Source organism: Sorangium sp. So ce385, assembly GCF_051474135.1.
Taxonomy (GTDB): Bacteria; Myxococcota_A; Polyangia; order Polyangiales; family Polyangiaceae; genus Sorangium; species Sorangium cellulosum_D.
On sequence record NZ_CP150337.1, the window covers coordinates 4,964,994 to 4,984,971 of the forward strand.

Consider the following 19,978-nt stretch of genomic DNA (forward strand, 5'->3'; position numbering starts at 1 on the left):
GTCGCGGTCACCCGAGCGCGCGGCGCAGATCGTCCGGGAGCGGGCACGGGACGAAGCGCGCGCCGTCGATGCACACGTGCACCGTCTGCCCGACGGCGGCGATCCCGCCCGCGGTCGTCACGCGGTAGCCCACCGTGAACGAGGTGTCGCCGAGCTTCGGGGCGAGCACCTCGACCTCGATCGCGTCGCCGAACCGGAGCGGCAGCAGGTAGTCGGCCTCGGCGTGGACCAGCGGCAGCTTGATCGCGCCGCCGGCGATGAGGGCGGGCAGATCGATGCCCCGCTCCCGCAGCGCGATCATGTACGCGTCGCTGAAGTATTCGAGGACCCGCGGGTAGAAGACGATCCCGGCGGCGTCGACGTCCTGGAAGCGCACGGCGCGGCGCTCCACGGCGAGGCGGGGCGCGGTCTGCTTGAGCTCATCGACGCTGAAGGCGCGCTTCATCGCGCCGCAGGCTAGCGCAGGACGCGCCGCGCGCGTCACGAGGAGAGCGCCGCGCGCGTCACGAGGAGAACGCCGCGCCGTCACCGCCCTCCCTGCGGACCGCCGACCCGGCTCCGCGCGACGGTTCGTCCCTTTCTGCTCGCCGCCGCCCGTTTCGCGGTCCATGCTCGCCCCCGATGGCTGACCGATGTCCCGGCGGCCTCGGGGCCGGGTCCCGCAGGCTGGGCCCCGCCGCCGCGGAGGCTCGCGACACGAGCGCGGCGCGACGCCTCGCTGCCGGGGCGCCGCGCGCCCGCGGCGCGGCCTGCGCGCTCGCTTGCCTCCTGGCTGCTGGCCTCGCGGCGGCGTGCGAGCCTGCGCCGACGTCGCCCCCGGCGCCGACGCCCTCCCAGAGCCCGCCCGTCGCTCCGCTCGCGGCGCTGCCGAGGCCCGCGGTCGCGGAGACGCAGGCGCCGACCGGCGCGGCGCACGCGTCGAACCCGCTCGGCCTCCCGGCGTCCCCGATCAAGCTCGATCCAGGCCGCCGCGTCTTCACCGTCTCGGAGCGGATGCTCGCCGGCGCCAAGCTCGGGTCGACGCTCGTGCTCTACGCGGCCACCGTGGTCGGCTTCGAGGGCGATGATCTCATCGTCGAGGGGCGGGGCGGGCCGTCGTACAAGGTCCACCCGGGCTACGTCGTCCCCGTGCCCGACGCGCCGCGCCTCCGGCCCCACGAGCCGGTGCTCACGGAGTGGAACGGGGTGATGAAGCACGCCGTCGTCACCCGCTTCGTGAAAGACAAGATCGAGGTCCGCTACACCGACATGGATCCGCGGACCCCGCTCGCGCAGCTCAAGGGCGTCCGCTTCGTCGTGCAGACCGAGGGCCTCGCGCCCGGCAACTTCGCCGCATGGAAGGACGGCGAGACGTGGCGCCACGTGCTCCTCGTGTCGCGGCTCGGCGGCCCCCCGGCGGAGTCGGGCGCCGTCCTGACGTCGCTGCCCAGCAGCTCGGCCCGGTGGTTCGCCCTCGGTTACGGCGGCGCCGCCCTGCTCGCCGACGAGTCGGCGCTGCGCCCGATCCCGGTCAAGCCGCGCCTCAAGCTCGGGGCGAGCGTCTGGGCCGAGTGGGTCGGCGCGCTGCGCCCCGCGGTGGTGCAGAGCGCCGAGGAGACGGGCCTGTACACCGTCAAGTTCGAGCGCGCCGGGCGGCCGGTCACGCTCGGCTGGGGGCTGCTCACGCCGCCGCTCGAGCCGTGAGCCGCGAGGGCGCCGCGCGGGCGACCGCCCTCGGGCGACGCGAGCCCGGGCCGGACCAGCGAGCCTCCGCGCGCCGCCCACCCCGTCCGGCATAGCGGCGAGAGAGCGGCCCCGGAGGCGCGCCCCAAACCCCGCGCGAAGATGCCCGCGCGCGGCGCAGGTGCGCAACACCCTACGCGTTTTCGCCCGATATGGAGAGTGGTAAGCGCCGTAGGATGGATCTCAAGAGCGCCTGGCTGGCGACGCGCCACTGGGTCCCTTTCTCCCTCAGGACCATGGCTTACGGCACGGTGTCGCTGACGCTGGGCCCGCTCACGCCGCAGCGCTCGGCGAGCCTCTGGGCGATGCGCCGCTGGTGCCAGGCGAGCGCGCACGCGCTCGACATCGAGATCCAGGCGAGCGGCCTCGAGAACGTCCCCCCCGGGGTCTTCGTCTACTGCTCGAACCACCAGAGCGTGCTCGACATCCTGGTGCTCGGCGCGGTGCTGCCGGGCGACTTCAAGTGGGCGGCCAAGCGCTCGCTCATGAAGATCCCGTTCCTCGGCTGGCACCTCAAGCTCGCGGGCCACGTGCCGGTGGATCGCACGGTCGGCTCGCGCGCCGCGGTCGAGGCGATCGCGCGGTTCGAGCAGGTGCTCCGGAACGGCAAGCCGCTGCTCGTGTTCCCGGAGGGGACGCGGAGCGAGGACGGCGTGCTCCGGCAGTTCAAGAACGGCGGCTTCTACGCCGCCGTCCGCGCCGGCGTGCCCGTGGTGCCGGTCGCCATCGACGGCACGCACCTGCTCATGAAGAAGGGGGAGATCGACATGGGCGACGGCACGATGCGGGTCGTCCGCGTCCGGGTCGGCGCGCCGATCGCCGTGCGCCCCGACGGGCGCGAGGGAGCGCGGGTGAACGACCTGCGCGATCGCACCCACGCCGCCGTGAGCGAGCTCCTCGGGTCGATCGGCGGTCGCGTCGAGGCGCCGGCCGGCGCCGCGGCCGCCTCGGAGCCGCCGGCGGGCGGCGTCCAGACCGAGCAGGCGCCCGGCTGACGCGCCGGATCAGTCGCAGAGGCCGGGGAGCTCGTCGATCTCGGCGAGCAGATCGCCGTAGTCGTCGATGCGCCGGCCTCCGAGGAGGTCGTCGTCGAACCGGTAGAACACGCGCCGCGTGAGGGGCGTCACGCCGGCGTTGTGGTAGGCCTCCGCGTCGGTCTCCGTGTTGCCGAACGCCCACGCGGGCACCATTTCCCTCCGCTCGAAGAGCTGCTCCAGCTCCGCCGTCTTGTACTCCGCGGCCGCGTCGCCCGTCGCGCCGGTCAGGCCGAGCGTGGTGTGAACGACGCCGGGCGGGAAGCCGTAGGCCTCGAGGAAATCGCGGGTGCGCTGGACGAGCCACTCCGGCCGCGCGGTCAGGTACATCGGGCGGTAGCCCTTCTCCACGAGCCGGTGGAACGCCGCCGCGGCGTGCGGGTGCGCGTCGGGCAGCTGGCCGAGCAGGAGCGAGGTGAACTCCTCCGTCTCCGTGCCGGTCAGCGTCCCGTCGACGTCGCTCACGAACATCGGGGCGCCGCGGGGGACGACCTCGATGAAGAGATCGGCGCTCGACAGGTCGCCGCGGACGACCATGTGGATCCGGTGCCTGCCCACGCCGAGCCGCTGCGCCGCCGGGATCTGGAAGTAGACGCGGCCGCCGGCGTCGCTCACGCCCTCGACCTCGGGGTGCGTCGAGTCCGCTTCCGTCGTGGTCGCCGAGCCGAGGCGCTCCCACGCGCCGCCGCAGCCGCGGAGCAGGTAGATGTCGACCCGCTCGCCCTTCAGATCCTTGTCGGTGATCCCGTAGGCGAACTTGCCGATGACCCACTGCGGGTCATCCGGGGTCAGGAAGAGATCGCGCCCGCGGTGGTTGGGGCTCCCAGCTCCGGCGATGATGTACGACGACACGTGATCCCACGCGAGCTCCTCGCCCGGATCCGGCGGCTCGGCGTCGCACCGCAGGGGCAGGTCGCACAGGGCGCCCAGCGGCCCGCCGCCGCTCGGTGAACCGCCGCCCCCGCCGCCCGCGAGGTCGCCGCCGCGACCCCCCTGGCCGTCGTCGCCGCCGCCGTCGTCGCCCCCGCCATCGTCGTCGCCCCCGCCATCGTCGTCGCCGCCCTGGCCGTCGTCGCCGCCGCCCTGGCCATCGCCGCCGCCCTCGCTCGAGGAGCCGCCCGGCGGCTCGTCGCTCGGCGTCCACCCGAGCGTCGCGTCGGCCGATCCGCAGCCGATCGCGAGCGCTGTTGTCGCCATGACAAGAAGGATCCTGGTCTGCATCGCGCCCGAGTGTGACCGAGTCGGCCCCGTTAGAACAGCGGCCTCTCCGGCCGCCGGCGCCCCCCGCGGCGGATCGCGCTCGCCCCTTGCGCGCGGGCCTGACTCCGGGCAATCGTAGCTGCCCCAACGATGCCCAAGCCCAACCCGAAGGTGCTGCTCCGCCACGCCGGTGACTACCTCAAGGCTCACCCCGAGGAGATCGTGAGGGCGCTCCGCGGCGCGCTCGGCCTGCGCTTCGGCGTCCCGATCGATGCGCTGCGCTATCTGGCGCGGGAGCTCAGCGGCGGTAAGCGCGCGCCCAAGGACATCGTGATCGAGGCCGCGCCCCCCGGCCTGCGCCTCGCGCTCACCGTGAAGGCCATGGGCGCGCCGATCCGGGCCTCGTTCGCCGTCTACGCCGAGGAGCTCGACGTGCGCGCGGACGCCATCCGGGTCGGCCTGCGGATCGCCGACCTCAAGCTCCACGTGATGGGCGACGAGAGCTCCCCGATCGCCGGGCTTATTAACTCGGGGGCGATCGATCTCAACAAGCCCGGCAACCTCGTCTCCTTCATCCCCAACCGGCCCGCCGCGCTGATCGAGGGCAAGGACGACAGGATCACCCTGGATCTGCTCAAGATTCCCGCCGTGGGCGGCAATCCGACGGTCGCTCGGGCGCTGCGCATCTGCGCGCCGGTGCTCGGTGTTCGTGCGCTCAAGACCAAGGATGACCACCTGGACGTGCACCTCAAGGCCACCCCCTCCGGTGTCCCCGCCGCCATCGCCGCGGCGCGCGCCGGCGTCTGAGGCCCTTTCCGGTCGGGGTTGTCGCCCGCTAGACTTCACCGTACATGTCTCGGCTCCCCGAGCCCGCGCCGGCCGCGCTCTCGCTTCAGTTCCTTGCAGAGATCGCGTCCGGAGCGACCACCCGCGTTGATCTCTGCAGGTCGGTAGGTCCGCACCGGCCAGGGGAGCTGCTCGCCGTCAAGCGGCTGCACCCGCACTACGCGGAGGACGCGACGGTGGCCACCCGGTTCTTCGACGAGGTGCGCACCACCGCGGCGCTCAAGCACCCGAACGTCGTCGAGGTCGCCGGCTGGGGGACCGACGAGCAGGGCTCGTACTTCGCCGTCGAGCTCGTGCAGGGCGTGAGCCTCGCGCGGCTCATGAAGACCGTCTTCGACACGGGCGAGGTCTTCTCCGAGCGGCTCGTCGTCTACATCGGCGCGACGCTCTGCCGCGGGCTCGGCGCGGCGCACGAGCTCCGCGCGCCGAGCGGCGAGCTGCTCAACCTCGTGCACCGCGATCTCACGCCGGGCAACGTGCTCGTCGGGTTCCAGGGCGAGGTGAAGATCGCCGACTTCGGGCTCGCCAAATCGTCGCTCCGCGTGATGACCACGGCCGTCGGGGCGCGCCGGCGCGTGACGACGTACATGGCGCCGGAGCAGGCCCGCGGGGGCTCCGCCGACAGGCGCTCCGATCTGTTCTCGCTCGGCGTCGTGCTGTTCGAGCTCTTCTCGGGCAAGCACCCGTGGCCGTCGTCGAGCGACTACGAGCTCTTGCGCAACATGACGACGCAGCCCGCGGCCGACCTGCGGGAGCTCCGGCCGAAGATCGACAAGGAGCTCGTGGCGATCGTCATGGGCTGTCTCGAGCGGGACCCGGCCTCCCGCTTCCAGAGCGCGGACGAGATCTTCGCGCGGCTCGAGGGCTGGCTGCGCAGCCACGGGTACCTCGAGGGGAACGAGGAGGCGCTCGGCCGGTTCGTGCGGCGCAACGCCATGAGGCAGATGCGCTGGTTCGAGCGCGCCGTCTCCGGCGGCTTCGCCGGGATGGCCAAGGCGCCGCGCCCCTCGCTCTCGGCCGCGACGGCGATCCCGCGCCGGCCCGCCGCCGCGCGGGACAGGGGGGCGAGCGTCCCCGACCGGCTCCGCCCGAACGGCGCGGCGCCCGGCCACGAGGACGATGCGACCGACGTCGAGGCGCGCGACGGCCTCACGCCGTCGCCGCTCACGTCGATCCCCGGCTCGCGCGGAACGGACACGGCGTACGTCAGCTCGCGGCGGCGCGGGGCGCTGCCTTCGGAGGCGGCCGACGAGAAGACCGTCGTCGTCGGGAGCAACGGCCGCGGGCGCGGCGACCCGGCGTCCAGCAGCTCGAGCGGCGGACGGCAGCGCGGCAGCCAGCCCTCGTACGGCTCCATCACCGCGCAGGACGCCGAGCCGCGCCCGATGTCCGGGGCGACGCCGACGTACGCCGAGCCGCCGCCCTCGATCACCGCCGCGGCCGCGTTCTCCGTGGCGCACGACGCCGGGGCTGCTCCTGCGGCCCGCGGCGCGCCGGAGGGCGCGCGGCAGCTCCACGCCGAGGTCGACCGGCTCACGACCGAGGCGATCCGGTTCCGCGAGGAGGCGCGCTTCGCCGTGGCGCAGGCCGAGCGCAAGCTGGCGCTGGCCAAGGTGGCGGCGCACGTCTCCGAGGTGGCGGCCGACGCGCTCCGCCTCTCCGCGAGCGCCGGCGCAGAGGGCGCGTCGCGCCGCCTCGACGAGGCGCTCGCGCTCGAGCGGGCGATGCACAAGGTGATGTCGGCGCCGCTCACGCTCGCGCCCGAGGCGACCGCGCTGCCGCTCGCATGGGGCAACGAGCAGCAAGCCATCCTCGCCCAGCTCGGCCTCGAGCACCTCGGGTCCCCCGCGACGCCGCGGCCCCCGGACCTCGGCATGCCTCCTCCCGGGCTCGCCGCGGCGCCCCTCGACGCCGTCGCGGCGCCGGCCGTCGCGGCCCCGCAGCTCGCGACCACGGCCAGCGCGAGCGGCGGCGCCGCGGGCGCGCCTGCCGCCGCCCTCACCGCCCCGGGCGGCGCGTCCGGCCCTGACGCGCCGCCGACCCCGCCGAGCTCCGTGGACTCGGTCGCGTTCCAGGCCAGCCTCCGGCCGATGCTCCTCGGGGTGCCGCGCGCGCTCGCCCTCGCGGTCGCCGCGGCGGCCTTCATGGCGTTCGTCCTCTTGGCCTGGCTCTACTCCTGACGCGCTCTCGCGCGGGCGCGCTGCGCCGAGACGTCGCTTGATCCCGGCGGGGCTCGGCGGCTACCGTCCTAGGATCATGAGCGAGCAAAGCGACTGGGTGCTGATCGGCCTGGACGAGAACACGGCGCGCCGGCAGGGGCTCCCCGCGCGCATGCCGGTGCCCCGGGGGGAGTTCGAGGGGCTCGCCGACAAAGGGCTCAGCATCGACGCCGCCCGCAAGTGGATCAAGGACTTCCTCACGAACTCCGAGGCCGGCAAGAGCGGCGTCTGGCGCAAGCAGAACAGCGCGGTCGTCTCGCAGCTCGAGGCCTTCCTCGACAAGGCGCCGGTCTGGGAGCGCGCGCAGAAGGCCTTCGGCGAGCGCGACTACGAGAAGGCGATCTCGGCGCTCAAGCGCATCGTCACCATGGACCCCGACGACCACGCCGCGCGGCTGAACCTCGCCTCGGCGCAGGCCAACATGGGCGACCACCCCGCGGCGCTGAAGAGCTTCCAGGCGATCCGGAAGACGTTCCAGGGGGACGCCGACTACCACGTGGCGGTCGGGCAGGTGCACCTCGCGATGCAGAAGAAGGATGCCGCCCTCGACGAGATGGTGCTCGCGCTCGAGGCGAAGCCCGACTGCCAGCCGGCGCTCGACGCCATGGTGCAGCTCGGGGTCCTCGTGCCGATCTACGAGAACCCGCGCGACGCGGCCTCGCTCGTCTACGTGCGCTCCGACGCGGTGCTCGACTACCTGACCGGCCAGTGGGACGCGGCGCCGCGCGACAGCGCCTTCTACCTCGAGCAGCTCGCCTACCACGAGCGCGAGCTCCGCCACGACATCGCGCTGGCCGCCGCCGACCGCGCCGTCTCCGTCGCGGGCGAGGGCGACCGCGTCGAGCGGGCGCACCTCGCGCGGATCGCCGCCCTGCGCGCGCTCGGGCGCACCGACGAGGCGCTCGCCGCGGCCGAGGCGCTCGTGAAGACGGCGCCGTCGTCGTCGGGCGCGTGGGTCGAGCTCGCGAAATGCCTCGCCCAGGCCGGCCGCGGCGAGGAGGCGCCCGCCGCGATCGAGCGCGCGCTCGAGAGCGACCCCGGCGACCTCGCCGCGCTCTCGCTCCGGTTCTGGCCGAGCGACCCCGCCGACATCCTGAAGGTCAACGAGGCGATCCCCGCGCTCGCCGCCTTCGTCGCCGCGCACCCCGACAGCGCGGGCGCGCGCCGCTCGCTCGCCCGCGCCGAGCTCGTCGCGGGCCGGATCGACGACGCGCTCGCCGGCTTCGCCGCGGCGGTCGCGCTCGCGCCCGGGGACGACGACCTCCGCGCCGAGTACTGGACCGAGCTCGGCAAGCAGCAGCGGTACGAGGAGATCATCGCCGACGCCGCGAAGCTCTCGGATCTCTCGAAGCGCGACTGGAAGCTGCGCTGGAACGAGGCGGAGGCTTACGCCGCCCTCGGCAAGAACATCGAGGCGCGGGCCGCGTTCTCGGCCATCAACTTCGACGAGTCGCTGCACGTCGATGTGCGCCGCCGGGCCAAGCGCGCCGTCAAGACGATGGACGAGACGCCGCCGGTCGCGACGTGACGCCGGGGCGCCGGCGGCGCGCGCTCAGAGCGAGCCGGAGACGCCGAGCCCCACGGTGTCGCCGGTGACGATCGGCTTCACGGAGAGGGAGACGTCGTTGCGGACGAGCTTCTGGTCCGGCGCGGCGAGGCCGCCGATGAACATGGCGACGCCGGCGGCCTGGGCCAGCCCGTCGACCATGAGGACGAAGATCCCGCCGCCCTTCGCGTCGGCGGTGCCGATCGTGATGAAGGGCCCGGCGACGGGGATGTAGAGCGGGATGTAGCTCTCTCCGGTGCCGCCGCTCGCGCGATCCGCGCTCTCCGCGACGAGCCCGACCATGGCCGAGAGGATGTACGTGACGCCGAACGTCACGGCGCCGCCGATGACCAGGCCGCGGCGCGCCCTCTCCTCCACGTGGTAGCCCTCGGGGACGGCCTGCCCCTCCTCGTAGTTCATGATCCTCGGGCCGACCGGATACCCGGTGGAGGTCTGGGGGTATCCGGGCGGCGGGGCGTACCCGGGAGGGGGGTACCCAGGCGGCGGGTAATAGCCGGGCTGCTGGCCGTACTGGGCAGGTGCGCCGTACGGCGGGGGGGCGCCATACGGCGCGGCCTGCGGCTGCGCGCCGGCAGGCTCGGCGGCGTCCGCCGACTGCGCGAAGGCCGCGGGTGCGCTGAGCAGGAGTGCGGCGAGGGATGCTGCGCTGGCGAGGAGGGCTCGCGAGGGGTGCGCGGAGGCGCCCTGTCCGGGATGGATGTGCATGGTCTACGACGCTAACGCAGCTCGCGCGCAAAGGTCCAGACGAGCGCAGGACGCCGCGGTTCCGCGCGCGGTCTCGGGCGGAGCGGGCCGCGCGGCGGGCGCGCCGGGGCGGCGCCGCGGCGGGCGCGTCGGGGCGGCGCCTAGGCGCGCGTGCGCGCGTGCTCCAGCGGCTGGGTCCCGAGCGCGCCGCCGTCCCTGCGCGACTCGAGCGCCGGCGCGTGGTGATCCTCGAGGAGCCGCGGGGTCTCTCCCGTGATCAGCCGCGAGGCGCGCTCGTAGGTCATGTACGACAGGGCCCACGAGAACAGCACCAGGAACCGGCTTCGGAAGCCGATGAGGAACAGGACGTGGACGAAGAGCCACGCGAGCCACGCCAGGAAACCGGAGAGCTTCACCTTGCCGAAGTCGGCGACCGCGGCGGCCCGCCCGATCGTCGCCATCGAGCCCTTGTCGCGGTACCGGAACGGCAGCCGCGGCTGCCCGCGCACGGCGCGCGCGATGTTGCGCGCGGCGTGGCGCCCCTCCTGGATCGCCGCCGGCGCCACGCCTGGCACCGGCTTGCCGTCCTCCTGCTTCAGCGACGCGAGGTCGCCGATGACGTAGACGTCCTCGTGGCCGGGCACGGTCAGGTCCGGCTCCACCAGCACGCGCCCTGCCCGGTCGAGCGGCGCCCCGAGGCTCCGGGCGAGGGGCGAGGCGGCCACGCCGGCCCCCCAGAGCACGGTCTTGGCCTCGATCCGGTCGTCGCCGATCGAGACGCCGTCCTCGTCGATCCCGGTGACGAGGCAGCGCGTCCGCACCTCCACGTTGAGCGCCACGAGCTGCGCGCGCGCCTTCTCGCCGAGCTCGGGGACGTACGACGGCAGCACCTGCCCGGCGCCCTCGACGACGACGATGCGCGCGTCGCGCGGGTTGATGCGCCGGAACTCGCGCACGAGCGTGTGTCGCGCGAGCTCCGAGAGCGCCCCGGCGAGCTCCACGCCGGTCGGGCCCGCGCCGACCACCACGAACGTCATCCAGGCCTTCCGCCGCGCCGGATCGGTCTCGCGCTCGGCCGCCTCGAAGGCGAGGAGGACGCGCCGCCGTATCTCCAGCGCATCCTCGACGGTCTTCAGCCCGGGCGCGAACGGCGCCCACTCGTCGTGCCCGAAATAGGAGTGCGACGCCCCGGCGGCCACGATCAGCTTGTCGTAGCCGATCTCGCCGTCCTCGAAGATCACCCGCTTGCGCGCCGGATCGATCGCCGTCACCTCGGCGAGGAGCACGCTCGTGTTCTTCTGCTTGCGGAGCACGCGCCGGATGGGCGCGGCGATGTCGCTCGCGTTCAGGCCCGCGGTCGCGACCTGATACAGGAGGGGCTGGAACGTGTGGTGGTTCCGCCGGTCGATCACGGTCACCCGCACCGGCTCGCGCCGGAGCGCCCGCGCCGCGTAGAGACCGCCGAAGCCGGCACCGACGATGACCACATGCACCATGCCGTGGCCCTGGTTCATGTGAGCTGTCTCAGCAAGCGTCGAACCAGAAGATCGCGCGCTTTGACCCTGGACGTGCAGATCGCTTGTTCACCCGGGCGCGGGGTGGGCGGAGAGGACGGCCGCTCGCGGGCACCGCTCGCCGGCGGCGCCTGCGTCTGGGTGCCTGGCGGCGACGGCGGGCTGCGGCCGACCGGCCGGTGCCTGGGGGGCTAGGTCGGCGCGTCTGGCGGGCGGAACTAGACCGCTCTGCCTTGAGCGATCCACTTGTTCATGAAGACGGCGCTCTTTTCCCACCCCTGCCGCAGCTCCTTTTCAGCGCTGCTCTCGAGCAGGCCGCCGACGCCGAACACCTTCGCTTCGATGAAGAGCTCGGCGATGCGACGCACCTTGTTGTCGCCGAGCGCCTCGACGCGCACCGTGCCCTCGTTGCGCATCTTGTCGGCCAGGGTGCTTGGCGTCAGCTTGAAGGTCCACACCTTGGTGGCCTTGTTCAGCCTGCCTTCCTCGGTATAGCGGAAGCCGGAGCCGAGCAGCTTCTCCACGGGACCGGGCAAATTCATCTTCGGCTTCCCGGCCGACCTCCGGATGATCTCCGTCTCCGTCTCGACCTGCTCCGTGATGGTGTACTCGGGAAACCCGAGCTCCTTCCGGTAAAGCTCCTCGTTGAAGGTCTTGTCCAGGAACAGCTTCCAAAAGGTGTCGACGCTGCAGTTGATCTCGTTCGTGATGGTGAACTTGCCCATGGATCGTTCCTTTGCGGTGCGGGTGAGGTCTTGCTTCGCGTCTACCGCAGCCCGTCCGTGGCGTCCACGCCTCGCCCGGGGCCACGGAGCCCAGGATCTGGGATGACGGTGTGTCCGTCTTGGCCGTGCGCACATCGCGCCCGCGGCGCCGAGCGCGAGCACGGCCGAGCGCTTTCATGAGGAGGCGTGCGGCGGACGCGCGACTCCCACCCGCGGCGCGAGGCGTTGTGGACGCTCGCGCCGCGGGGTGCGGAGATCGGGCGGCGGGCTTCCAACGTTTCCGTATCCGTGTAAACATCTTCATGCTGTGACGTGCACCCTCGTCATCGATGACGACACCGCGATCCGAGGCATGTTTGCCCGCGCGCTCCGCCCGCTCGGCGACGTCGAGGAGGCGAACGGCGGTGCGCCGGCGCTGCGGCGGCTCGCCGCGCGCAAGTTCGATCTCGTGGTGCTCGACCTGCATATGCCGGTGGTCGACGGCTTCAGCGTGCTCGAGTCGCTCTCCGCCAAGGGGGCGCTGAACCGGGACACGCCCGTCTTCGTCGTCACCGCCGACGAGTCGCAGCAGGCCCGCATCCGCGCGCTCCGGCGGCACGCGATCTTCCTGCTCTCGAAGCCGGTGAACCTCGCAATGCTCGTGTCGCTCGCGGATTCGTCCCTGAAGAAAGCCGCGTCCCGCGCGACGCCGGTCCCCGACAAGCCTGCGTCCCGCGCGACGCCGGTCCCCGACAAGCCTGCGTCCCGCGCGACGCCGGTCCCCGAGAGGCCGCAGGCCGACAAGCCGAAGAAGGACTGAGCGCGCCCGGCGAGGCGCGTGGGCCGCGCGGGCGCGCGGCGCCGGCGGAGACCCGAGCGGCGCCCGGTCGGGCGGAGACCAGAACGGCGCCCGGTCGGGCGGCGCTACCGTGGCGCCAGGTCGAGAGGGGGCGGCGAGGCCGGCCCAGGCGGCCGCGGCGGAGGCTGCGTGGGGCGGGGCGGGTTCGGCCGCCATGCAGGCTGCACCGGCGGCTGCGGCGCGGCCGACCCGGTGACGGGCGGCGCCGGCAACGTCCCCGGGGCGCGCGGCGCGGGGGCGACCGGAGGCGACGGGTACGGCGTCGCCGGCGCGGGCGCGGCGCCGCCGGGCCCGTACGCCGGCTGCCCGCTCGGGAGCGGCGCGGCGGCGTCGGCGGGGACCGCGGCGTCGGCGGGGACCGCGGCGTCGGCGGTGACCGCGGCGTCGGCGGGGACCGCGGCGTCGGCGACCGCGTCGGCCGGGGCCGCGGCGTCGGCGGCCAGCTCGGCCGCCTCGGTCGGGGCCGCGGCGTCGGCGACCGCGCCGCTCACGGGCGTCACGGCCGGCGCGGGCGCCGCCGCCGTCGCGCTGGCAGAGGCGTCGGGCGGAGCCAGCGCCGGCGCGGACGCGCTGGGGCGCGCGAAGGGCGACGTCAGCGAACCGAGCCGCAGGCCGCCGGAGCGCCGGACCAGCAGGAACGCCGCCGCCGCGACGAGGCCCAGGACGACCAGCGTGACCAGCGCCACGCGGACGAACGAGCCCCCCTTCGCCGGAACCGGGCGCGGCCGCTGCTCGGGCATCGGCGCGACCGCGCCCGCAGGCCCGTTCGCGTGCGCCGCCCCGACGTGCAGCGGGCCCACGTGCCCCGCCGGACCCGCGTGCGCCGCGGGGCGGCCCGGGAGCACCGGCGGCGGACCCAGCGGCAGCGGGGACAGCCCCGCCGCGAACTCGAGCGGCGAGCTCGTCGCGTCCGGGTGCGACTTGCGGGTCGCGTCCGGGTTCGACTTGCGCGTCGGATCGGGGTTCGACCGGCGCGAGCTGGCGGGCCCGGACATGCGCGAGCTGGCGGGCCCGGACATGCGCGAGCTGGCGGGCCCGGACATGCGCGAGCTCGCGGGCCCCGACATGCGTGAGCTCGCGGGCCCGGACATGCGCGAGCTCGCGGGGCCGGCGGACGGCGGCGCCGCGTCGGCCGCGTCCTCCGACGCCTCCGGCCCGTCCTGCAGGATCGGCAGCATCGAGATGCGCCGGAGCATCACCTCGGTCGCGTCCTCCGGGCGCGCGGCCTGCGGCTTGTGCGGGTGGGCGCGCTCGGCGAGGATGCGGTCGAGCTCCTCGATCGCCTGGTCGATCCGCTCCTTGCGCGCCTCGGCGACCCCGGGGAGCAGATCGCGGACGAGCTGGCCCACCTGCTTGTCGCCGTAGCTCTCGCCGACCGCGAGGCTCACCTGCTCGAGATCGCGGCGCAGCTCCGCGGCCGTCTGGTACCGGTCGTTCGGGTTCTTGGCGAGCGCCCGCATGATGATGCGATCGAGCTCCGGGTGGACCTCGGGCATGATCTCGCGCGGCGGCTGCGGGTTGCGGTTGGCGATCTGCTGCATCGCCTCGAGCGGGCCCTTGCCGCGGAACGGCGTGTGGCCCGTCACGAGCAGGTAGAGCAAGACGCCCATGGAGAAGAGATCGCTCCGGCGGTCGAGCGCCCCGCCCATCACCTGCTCGGGCGAGAAATACCCCGTCTTGCCCTTGATCGCGCCGACGCGGCTGATCTGCGCGCGCGCCCGCGTCTTCGCGACGCCGAAGTCGACGACCTTGACCATGCCGTCGAACGTCACCATCACGTTCTCCGGCGTGACGTCGCGGTGGATGAGGTTGAGCAGCTCCCCCGTGTCGTCGCGGACCTCGTGCGCCGCGTGCAGGCCGGCGCACGCGTCGATCATCACGTGGAGCACCCAGCCGAGCGGCAGGAGCGCGCGCTTCGCCTTCTGGTTCGAGAAGATCTTCGCGATCGGGGCGCCGTCGATCCACTCCATGGCGAGGTACGGCCGATCGCGGACCTCGCCGTACGCCAGGATGTGCACCACGTTCGGGTGGAGGATGCGCGACGCGGTGCACGCCTCGTCGAGGAACATCGCGCGCGCGTCGTCGTCCCCCCGCATCGCGTCCGACAGCAGCTTGACCGCGACGATCTGGACGGTGCCGTTGGGGCGCCTGAGCCGCGCGGCCCAGACGGCGGCCATGCCGCCCACGGCCGCAGGAAACAGCAGCTCGTAGGGGCCGATCGTATCGCCCGGCTGGAAGTTACCGGGGTCGTCGTCGTTCCAATCACTCCACGGATCTTTGGCCACGCGCTCCCCCACCATGTCGGAAGACGTGCAGCGCGACAAGACCTGGCGCTCGGCCCCGCCTCACCGCTCCGCTGCGCCGCCGGTGTCAGGCCCGGCGACGCTCGCCTACCATGCGCTCGAGCCGCCCGAGCGCCCGGACGAGGACGTCCTCGCTCGGGCCGAACGAAAAGCGGACGTGGTGACGGAACCGTGACGGCCGCCCCGCCCGGCGCTTGCCCGGGTTGACGTCGAAGAACTCGCCCGGCACGACGATGACCCGCTCCCCGAGCGCCGCCCGGAAGAAGCCGTGGCCGTCCGACAGCCCCGGCGGAAGGTCGGCGACCGAGCCCCAGACGTAGAACGTGCCCTCGGGCGCCGCGTCGATGGTAACGCCGATCTTGCGCAGCCCCGCCAGCATGAGCTCGCGCTTCCTCGAGAACGCGCGGTGGATGGCCGTCGTCTCGGCGCGGGTGTGCTCGATGGTGAGCAGCTCTGCCGCGGCGCGCTGCATCGGCTTCGAGCCGCCGCCGTCGAGGAAGCTGCCGGCGCTCGCCACCGCCTCGATGACCTCGCGCGGCCCCAGGGTCCAGGTGACGCGCCAGCCGGGGTAGCGCCAGTTCTTCGTCAGGCCGTCGAAGAGCACCACCGGGTCGCGGTCGACCTCCTCGACGTACCGCGCGGCGCTCTCCATCGGGGCGACGTCGCCCATGCCGTAGACGTAGTGCGAGTAGAACTCGTCGAGCAGGAGCGCGCAGTCGAGCTCCTTCGCGGTGCGCACCCAGGCGGCGAGCTCCTCGCCGCGCACGTGCTTCCCGGTCGGGTTGCAGGGGTTCGACGCGAGGATGGCGCTCAGGCCGCGGCCGAGGATCTCGCGGCGGAGGTCGCCGACCGAGAACGAGTAGCCCCGCTCGCCCTCGAGCAGGATCGGGATCGGCGAGAACAGCCGGAAGACGTCGAGCAGCTCCTCGTACGCGGTGTAGTCGGGCAGGAAGTGGCCGAGGTTGATCTGCCCGAGCGCCGCCGCGGCGCGGGTGAGGGCGATGCGGCCGCCGCCCGACACGGCGACGTTCTCGGCCGTGTAGCGCGACGGCATGCCCCGCCGGTACGCGCGGTTGTACAGCGACGCGATCGCCTCGCGCAGCTCCCACAGGCCCGCCACCGGCGCGTACTCCTGGTCGTCGCCGGCGATCGGCACCGCCGCGCAGCGCTCGGGCGCGCCCGGGAGCGGGCCGGTCTCCGGCTGGCCTTGCCCGAGGTTGCACCAGCCGTCGGCCCCCTCGTCGGCGCCGGGCTTGAACCCGAGGCGCGCGGCCTCGGTCGTCACGTAGATGACGCCGGTCCGCGGGACCTTCCGGAAGGCGTGGACCGCCCGCTCCTCGACGCGCCGGGGCGGCGCGGGGGCCGGAGCCCCGGGGTCGCTCGGACGGCCCTCGTCTCCGTGGAGGTCGCCAGGCTCTTCAGGATGCTCTCGCTCTACGTCCGTCATCGTTTGCTTCCCGGCGTCTCCGGGCGTGGTCGGGGGGTGATGTCGAGGGGAAAGCGCGGGGGGAGGCGCCTCAGGCCTGCTGGCCCGCCGGCTTCGCGTCGTCGGCGACCGCCGGCTCGTGGCGCCGCGCCCACGGCGCCGGCTTACCCGAGAAGAGGCAGAGCAGGTAATAGCAGAAGGCGAGTGAGACCGCGGTGAGCGCCGTGTACTTGTCGTCGTTATAGTAGAACGTGATCCAGATGAACTGGCTGAGGGCGGCCAGGCCGAACAGGGGCACCTCGATCTGCCGTTTCAGCCGGGTGAGCGGCGCGCTCAGGATCATGAACGAATAGTAATAACAGGTGAGCTGCGAGAGCAGAATGACGAAGATCTGCGCCAGGCACTGGGCCACCCACAGCGAGCGGATCCGCCGGCACACGTAGACGAAGCCCGCGAAGCTGGCGGCGATGATCCCGTAGGCGACCCACCGGTATCGCGCGTAGCGCTCGTTGCGCATCCGCTTCCAGACCTCGAACGGATCGACGAGCTTCGTGTCCTTCGTGTACTTCATCCGACCGGACTCGACGCCGGTCCCGGGCTTGTGGCCGACGAGCACGCGGAGGCCCATGTGGTTCGTCAGCGGCGTCTGGTCGTGCACCTTGAGGGTGTGCTCGTAGAACTGCTTGTACGAGTCCTTGCCGGAGACCTTGAGGCTCACCGGGATGAGCACGGCCGCGGCGAGGACGCCGCCGATCAGGACCTGCACGTGCGACCGGGCCATCCGCTTGTGGCGGACGAGGTAAATCCCGGCGACGGTCAGCCAGCCGATCACGGGCAGGCCCGGGAAGATGCGCAGGAGGCCGGCGTAGACCATGCTCGCGCCCGCGAGCTTGTAGTAGCGCTTGCGGATGAGGCAGGCCGAGAGGACGAGGTAGAAGAGCCAGTCCTGCCGGAGGAACGCGCCGCCGGTCCAGTAGAACGGCGCCGACGACTGGCAGCCCCAGAAGATCGCCGCGACGGCGAAGACCCGCCACCCGAAGGCCCAGTAGAGGGCGGCGAACATGCCGAGCAGGTAGAAAATATCGAAGCTGGCGAGGAACTGGAGGTAGCGGGTGCTGGCCGGCTGCAGGTCCGCCCAGAATTTGCCCATGATCGTCCAGACCGGCGGCGGGTTGTAGCCGTGGTCCTTCTGCATGTCCTCCCAGTAGCCCTTGTCGGAGGCCGTCCGGAAGAACTGCACGTCGGCCTTGAACGCCTCCCAGCGCTCCGGGGAGAAGTGCGCCTTGCAGATCTCGGGTTTCTCGAGCACCTCGCTCGCCGGCATGAGGAGGTTGTCGCCGCCGAGGTTCCGGATCTTCTTGTCCGGGTGGCGGACCTCCTTGGACATGTCGAGCTTGACGCTCCGCCCGGTGTCCTCGTTCGTGTAGGTGACGAGCCCGAGCTCGTCCTGCGCGATCAGCGCGCACTTGTAGAGGCCGTCGTACCCCATCTCGGGGAAGTACTTGGCCCCCATGTAGTAATGGAACTGATCCCAGCGGTGGTAGTACTTGGGATAGCCGAAGCGGAAGCCGTTGAAGTAGGCGATGATGGCGGCGACCCCGAGCGCCACGCCGACGAACCGCTTCCAGCGCTCCGCGACCGGCCGGCGCATCCCCTCGCGCTGCGTCTCGTAGAAGACGCAGAACGCGGCGCCCATCGCGATGAGCACCTTCGCGAGGTCCACCGCGCGGGCGTGCTCGTCGACGTACCGCTGCAGGCCATAGAAGAACAGCGCGACGCCCGCGGCGACGGTGCCGTACCGCGCGAGCAAGCGAAGGCGCGGCGGGGCGAAGGAGTTGAGCGCGTACGCGGCGCCGAAGTAGGCGCAGAACGCGGCGACGATCTCGATGATTTCTTGTGACGTGAGCTTCATGGCCTGCGGTTCGGGATCGGGAGCGAGGTGACGTGGGGGCGCGCCGGCGGGCCTCTGCGCCGGCCTGCCGCGGCAGCGCGCCCGGCGGCGAGCGCTGCTGCCGCCGCCCCGACCCGCCGCAGCGGGCCGGAGCCCGTCGGCCGGGGCGACGCCGTAGGTGCAGAACGCACCCCGTCCCGGACGGGCTCCACGGGGGAGGCGGGCGCCACCTTAGCCGAAATCCAAGGAGTGTGGCGTTCTCGTTGTGGGGACCGTGGACGCGGCGGAAAGCGCAGGAAACCGACGGGAAGCATGGGAAGCGCGAGAAGCTTGGGAGGCGAACGGAAGCGAACGGGAGCGAACGGAAGCGAACGGAGGCGAACGGAAGCGAACGGAAGCGAACGGAAGCGAACGGAAGCGACGGAAGGCGGCGGAAGAAGGCAGAAGGTGACGGAAGGCAACGGGAGAGAACGGAAGTGCCGAGCGCACCCAAGGGCCGCGTGTGACCTGGGCGGAGCCTTGTCGGTTCGACGTGCTGCGCAATTGAGCGGGCTTCCTCCGCCGAGCGGAGCTCGTGTATCGTCTCCCTTCGTGTCGAACGACAGTTTCTCTTCCGCTTCTTCGGGGGGCTCCGACCGAGAGGGGGCTCGTGGCCCGTACGGCTTCCTGGTCCGGGTCGACGGCGCTCCGCCGCTCTGGTGCCGGGAGGTGCGGGGCTTCCACCGCGCCGCCGTGGCCGCGGCCGATCCGGACGCGATGCCCCCCGCGCAGCTCGTGCTCGTCGGCCTCGACGAGGCCACGCGCGCGTGGCTCGCGTCGTGGGCCGAGGACAGCGAGCGCGTGCGGCGCACGATGACGATCCGCAGGCTGCTCGACGACCGGGAAGCCACCGCGGTCGTGACGCTGGCGTCCTACGGCTACGGCGTCGAGACGGCGCTCGCCGTCGAGTCGGTCGTGGTGCCGGCGGGCGAGGGGCCGGCGGCCATCCTGCGCAGCGGCGTGCACACGAAGGAAGAGATCGACGCGATGCTCGCGGTCCTCGCCACGGCGCTGCCCGAGGCCGAGGAGCCGAGCTGGTTCGTGCACGTCTAGCCGGCGCGCGCAAGGGCCGCCGAGCGCCGGCGCCGCGCCGGCGGAGCTCGCCGCGCCCAGGTCCGCCGCGGCCGTGCTCGCCGTTGTTCCGCTCCGCGGACACGCTCCGTCGGAGGTGCTCCCGTCCCCGGGCGCGCCGCGCATGCCGCCGAGCGCGCCTCGTCCCGTCGGGCCGCTTCGAGCGCGGCCCTGCGCGCCGGAAGGCGGGAATGCGCGGGAATGCGCGGGAATGCGCGGGAATGCGCGGGAATGCGCAGGAATACATGGAAGCGAGTTGCTTTCGAGGTTTCGGTGCGTGAGCCCCTTGCTCGCCTGAACAGCGGTGATAGGCTGGTCCTCGGTCTCGGACGGAGCATCAGCTCCAGGATGGTCCTGCCGTGGAGCACCACGGTGCCGAGGTCGACACCAGATCGGCGGGCTCTCCGCTGATCCGCAATCGAACACCCTTGCCATGCCGGACGATCTCCTTCGATCCGGCGCGGGGTGCCGGCACGCCGGAGGAGGGATGGACACCATGCACAGTACCAGTGGCTCTTCTATACCGGAGGCTGGGAACAGCTGACCCTCGTGGAGCGTGACGCAGGGTCATCGGGGCCTTGCGAGACGCCTCCGCGCTCGGCCAGGTCCGGCGCCTAACAACCTGTTGAACGCCATCGCGACCTCCGCGAGGCCGGCAGAGAGGGAATCGAGGAAGACTCAGGTCTTCCGGGAACGATTCTCACCGGTGCTCCGGGGTCGATCGCTCGTCGCGATGGGGCAGGGGAGGCGCCGCACAGGCGGGATCAAGCGGGGTCCAGACGGCCTCCGGTAGAGGCCCACGGGACGGGTCGGGTGCAAGCGAAGCACCCGACCCGTTTTTTCTTTCCATGACCCGCGAGCTTGATTGCGAGCGCCTTTTTTGCCTGCGCCGCGCCCGT

15 protein-coding genes are annotated in these 19,978 nt (G+C 72.9%); 7 read left to right on the forward strand and 8 right to left on the reverse strand.

Annotation, left to right across the window (positions count from 1 at the left end; all coding sequences use genetic code 11):
- Positions 1–7: 7 nt before the first annotated feature.
- Positions 8–445, reverse strand: a complete 438-nt coding sequence (locus tag WME83_RS18210) for an acyl-CoA thioesterase (RefSeq protein ID WP_437320544.1) — start codon at positions 443–445, stop codon at positions 8–10.
- 176 nt (positions 446–621) lie between these two features.
- Between WME83_RS18210 and WME83_RS18215 the strand changes: the two genes are divergently transcribed.
- Together WME83_RS18215 and WME83_RS18220 are read left to right on the forward strand one after the other, a co-directional pair.
- Positions 622–1,683 (forward strand): hypothetical protein, encoded by a 1,062-nt coding sequence (locus tag WME83_RS18215; protein ID WP_437320545.1) that lies wholly within the window; start codon positions 622–624, stop codon positions 1,681–1,683.
- A gap of 215 nt (positions 1,684–1,898) precedes the next feature.
- Positions 1,899–2,717, forward strand: a complete 819-nt coding sequence (locus WME83_RS18220; RefSeq protein WP_437320546.1) for a lysophospholipid acyltransferase family protein — start codon at positions 1,899–1,901, stop codon at positions 2,715–2,717.
- A 9-nt stretch (positions 2,718–2,726) separates the two neighbouring features.
- Here the strand turns inward: WME83_RS18220 and WME83_RS18225 are convergent, their stop codons facing one another.
- Positions 2,727–3,953 carry a lipin/Ned1/Smp2 family protein gene (locus tag WME83_RS18225; RefSeq protein ID WP_437320547.1) on the reverse strand — a complete coding sequence of 409 codons (1,227 nt, stop codon included), beginning with the start codon at positions 3,951–3,953 and terminating at the stop codon, positions 2,727–2,729.
- A 153-nt stretch (positions 3,954–4,106) separates the two neighbouring features.
- On the opposite strand from WME83_RS18225, the gene WME83_RS18230 reads away from it, so the two are divergent.
- From WME83_RS18230 to WME83_RS18240, 3 genes are all read left to right on the forward strand, one after another.
- Positions 4,107–4,763, forward strand: a complete 657-nt coding sequence (locus WME83_RS18230; protein ID WP_061623338.1) for a hypothetical protein — start codon at positions 4,107–4,109, stop codon at positions 4,761–4,763.
- A gap of 44 nt (positions 4,764–4,807) precedes the next feature.
- On the forward strand, positions 4,808–6,982 hold the full coding sequence (locus WME83_RS18235; protein WP_437320548.1) for a serine/threonine protein kinase: 2,175 nt from the start codon (positions 4,808–4,810) through the stop codon (positions 6,980–6,982).
- A gap of 76 nt (positions 6,983–7,058) precedes the next feature.
- On the forward strand, positions 7,059–8,549 hold the full coding sequence (locus tag WME83_RS18240; RefSeq protein ID WP_437320549.1) for a tetratricopeptide repeat protein: 1,491 nt from the start codon (positions 7,059–7,061) through the stop codon (positions 8,547–8,549).
- A gap of 24 nt (positions 8,550–8,573) precedes the next feature.
- Here the strand turns inward: WME83_RS18240 and WME83_RS18245 are convergent, their stop codons facing one another.
- The 3 genes from WME83_RS18245 to WME83_RS18255 form a co-directional block, all read right to left on the reverse strand.
- Complete coding sequence (locus tag WME83_RS18245) at positions 8,574–9,293, reverse strand: hypothetical protein (protein ID WP_437320550.1); 720 nt, start codon at positions 9,291–9,293, stop codon at positions 8,574–8,576.
- 140 nt (positions 9,294–9,433) lie between these two features.
- The gene (locus WME83_RS18250) at positions 9,434–10,786 is read right to left on the reverse strand and encodes an NAD(P)/FAD-dependent oxidoreductase (RefSeq protein ID WP_437320551.1); all 1,353 of its coding nucleotides are present in this window, start codon (positions 10,784–10,786) and stop codon (positions 9,434–9,436) included.
- Positions 10,787–11,004: 218 nt separating this feature from the next.
- Entirely contained in the window at positions 11,005–11,511 is a 507-nt protein-coding gene (locus WME83_RS18255; protein WP_437320552.1) for a DUF2505 domain-containing protein, read from the reverse strand.
- Positions 11,512–11,818: 307 nt separating this feature from the next.
- On the opposite strand from WME83_RS18255, the gene WME83_RS18260 reads away from it, so the two are divergent.
- Positions 11,819–12,310, forward strand: a complete 492-nt coding sequence (locus WME83_RS18260; protein ID WP_437320553.1) for a response regulator — start codon at positions 11,819–11,821, stop codon at positions 12,308–12,310.
- Between the two features lie 104 nt (positions 12,311–12,414).
- Here WME83_RS18260 and WME83_RS18265 read toward each other — a convergent pair whose 3' ends face one another.
- From WME83_RS18265 to WME83_RS18275, 3 genes are all read right to left on the reverse strand, one after another.
- Entirely contained in the window at positions 12,415–14,634 is a 2,220-nt protein-coding gene (locus WME83_RS18265) for a protein kinase domain-containing protein (protein WP_437320554.1), read from the reverse strand.
- 85 nt (positions 14,635–14,719) lie between these two features.
- The gene (locus tag WME83_RS18270; RefSeq protein WP_437320555.1) at positions 14,720–16,099 is read right to left on the reverse strand and encodes a pyridoxal phosphate-dependent aminotransferase; all 1,380 of its coding nucleotides are present in this window, start codon (positions 16,097–16,099) and stop codon (positions 14,720–14,722) included.
- Between the two features lie 70 nt (positions 16,100–16,169).
- On the reverse strand, positions 16,170–17,990 hold the full coding sequence (locus WME83_RS18275) for a hypothetical protein (RefSeq protein ID WP_437320556.1): 1,821 nt from the start codon (positions 17,988–17,990) through the stop codon (positions 16,170–16,172).
- A 570-nt stretch (positions 17,991–18,560) separates the two neighbouring features.
- On the opposite strand from WME83_RS18275, the gene WME83_RS18280 reads away from it, so the two are divergent.
- Positions 18,561–19,061, forward strand: a complete 501-nt coding sequence (locus tag WME83_RS18280) for a hypothetical protein (RefSeq protein WP_437320557.1) — start codon at positions 18,561–18,563, stop codon at positions 19,059–19,061.
- Positions 19,062–19,978: the final 917 nt, after the last annotated feature.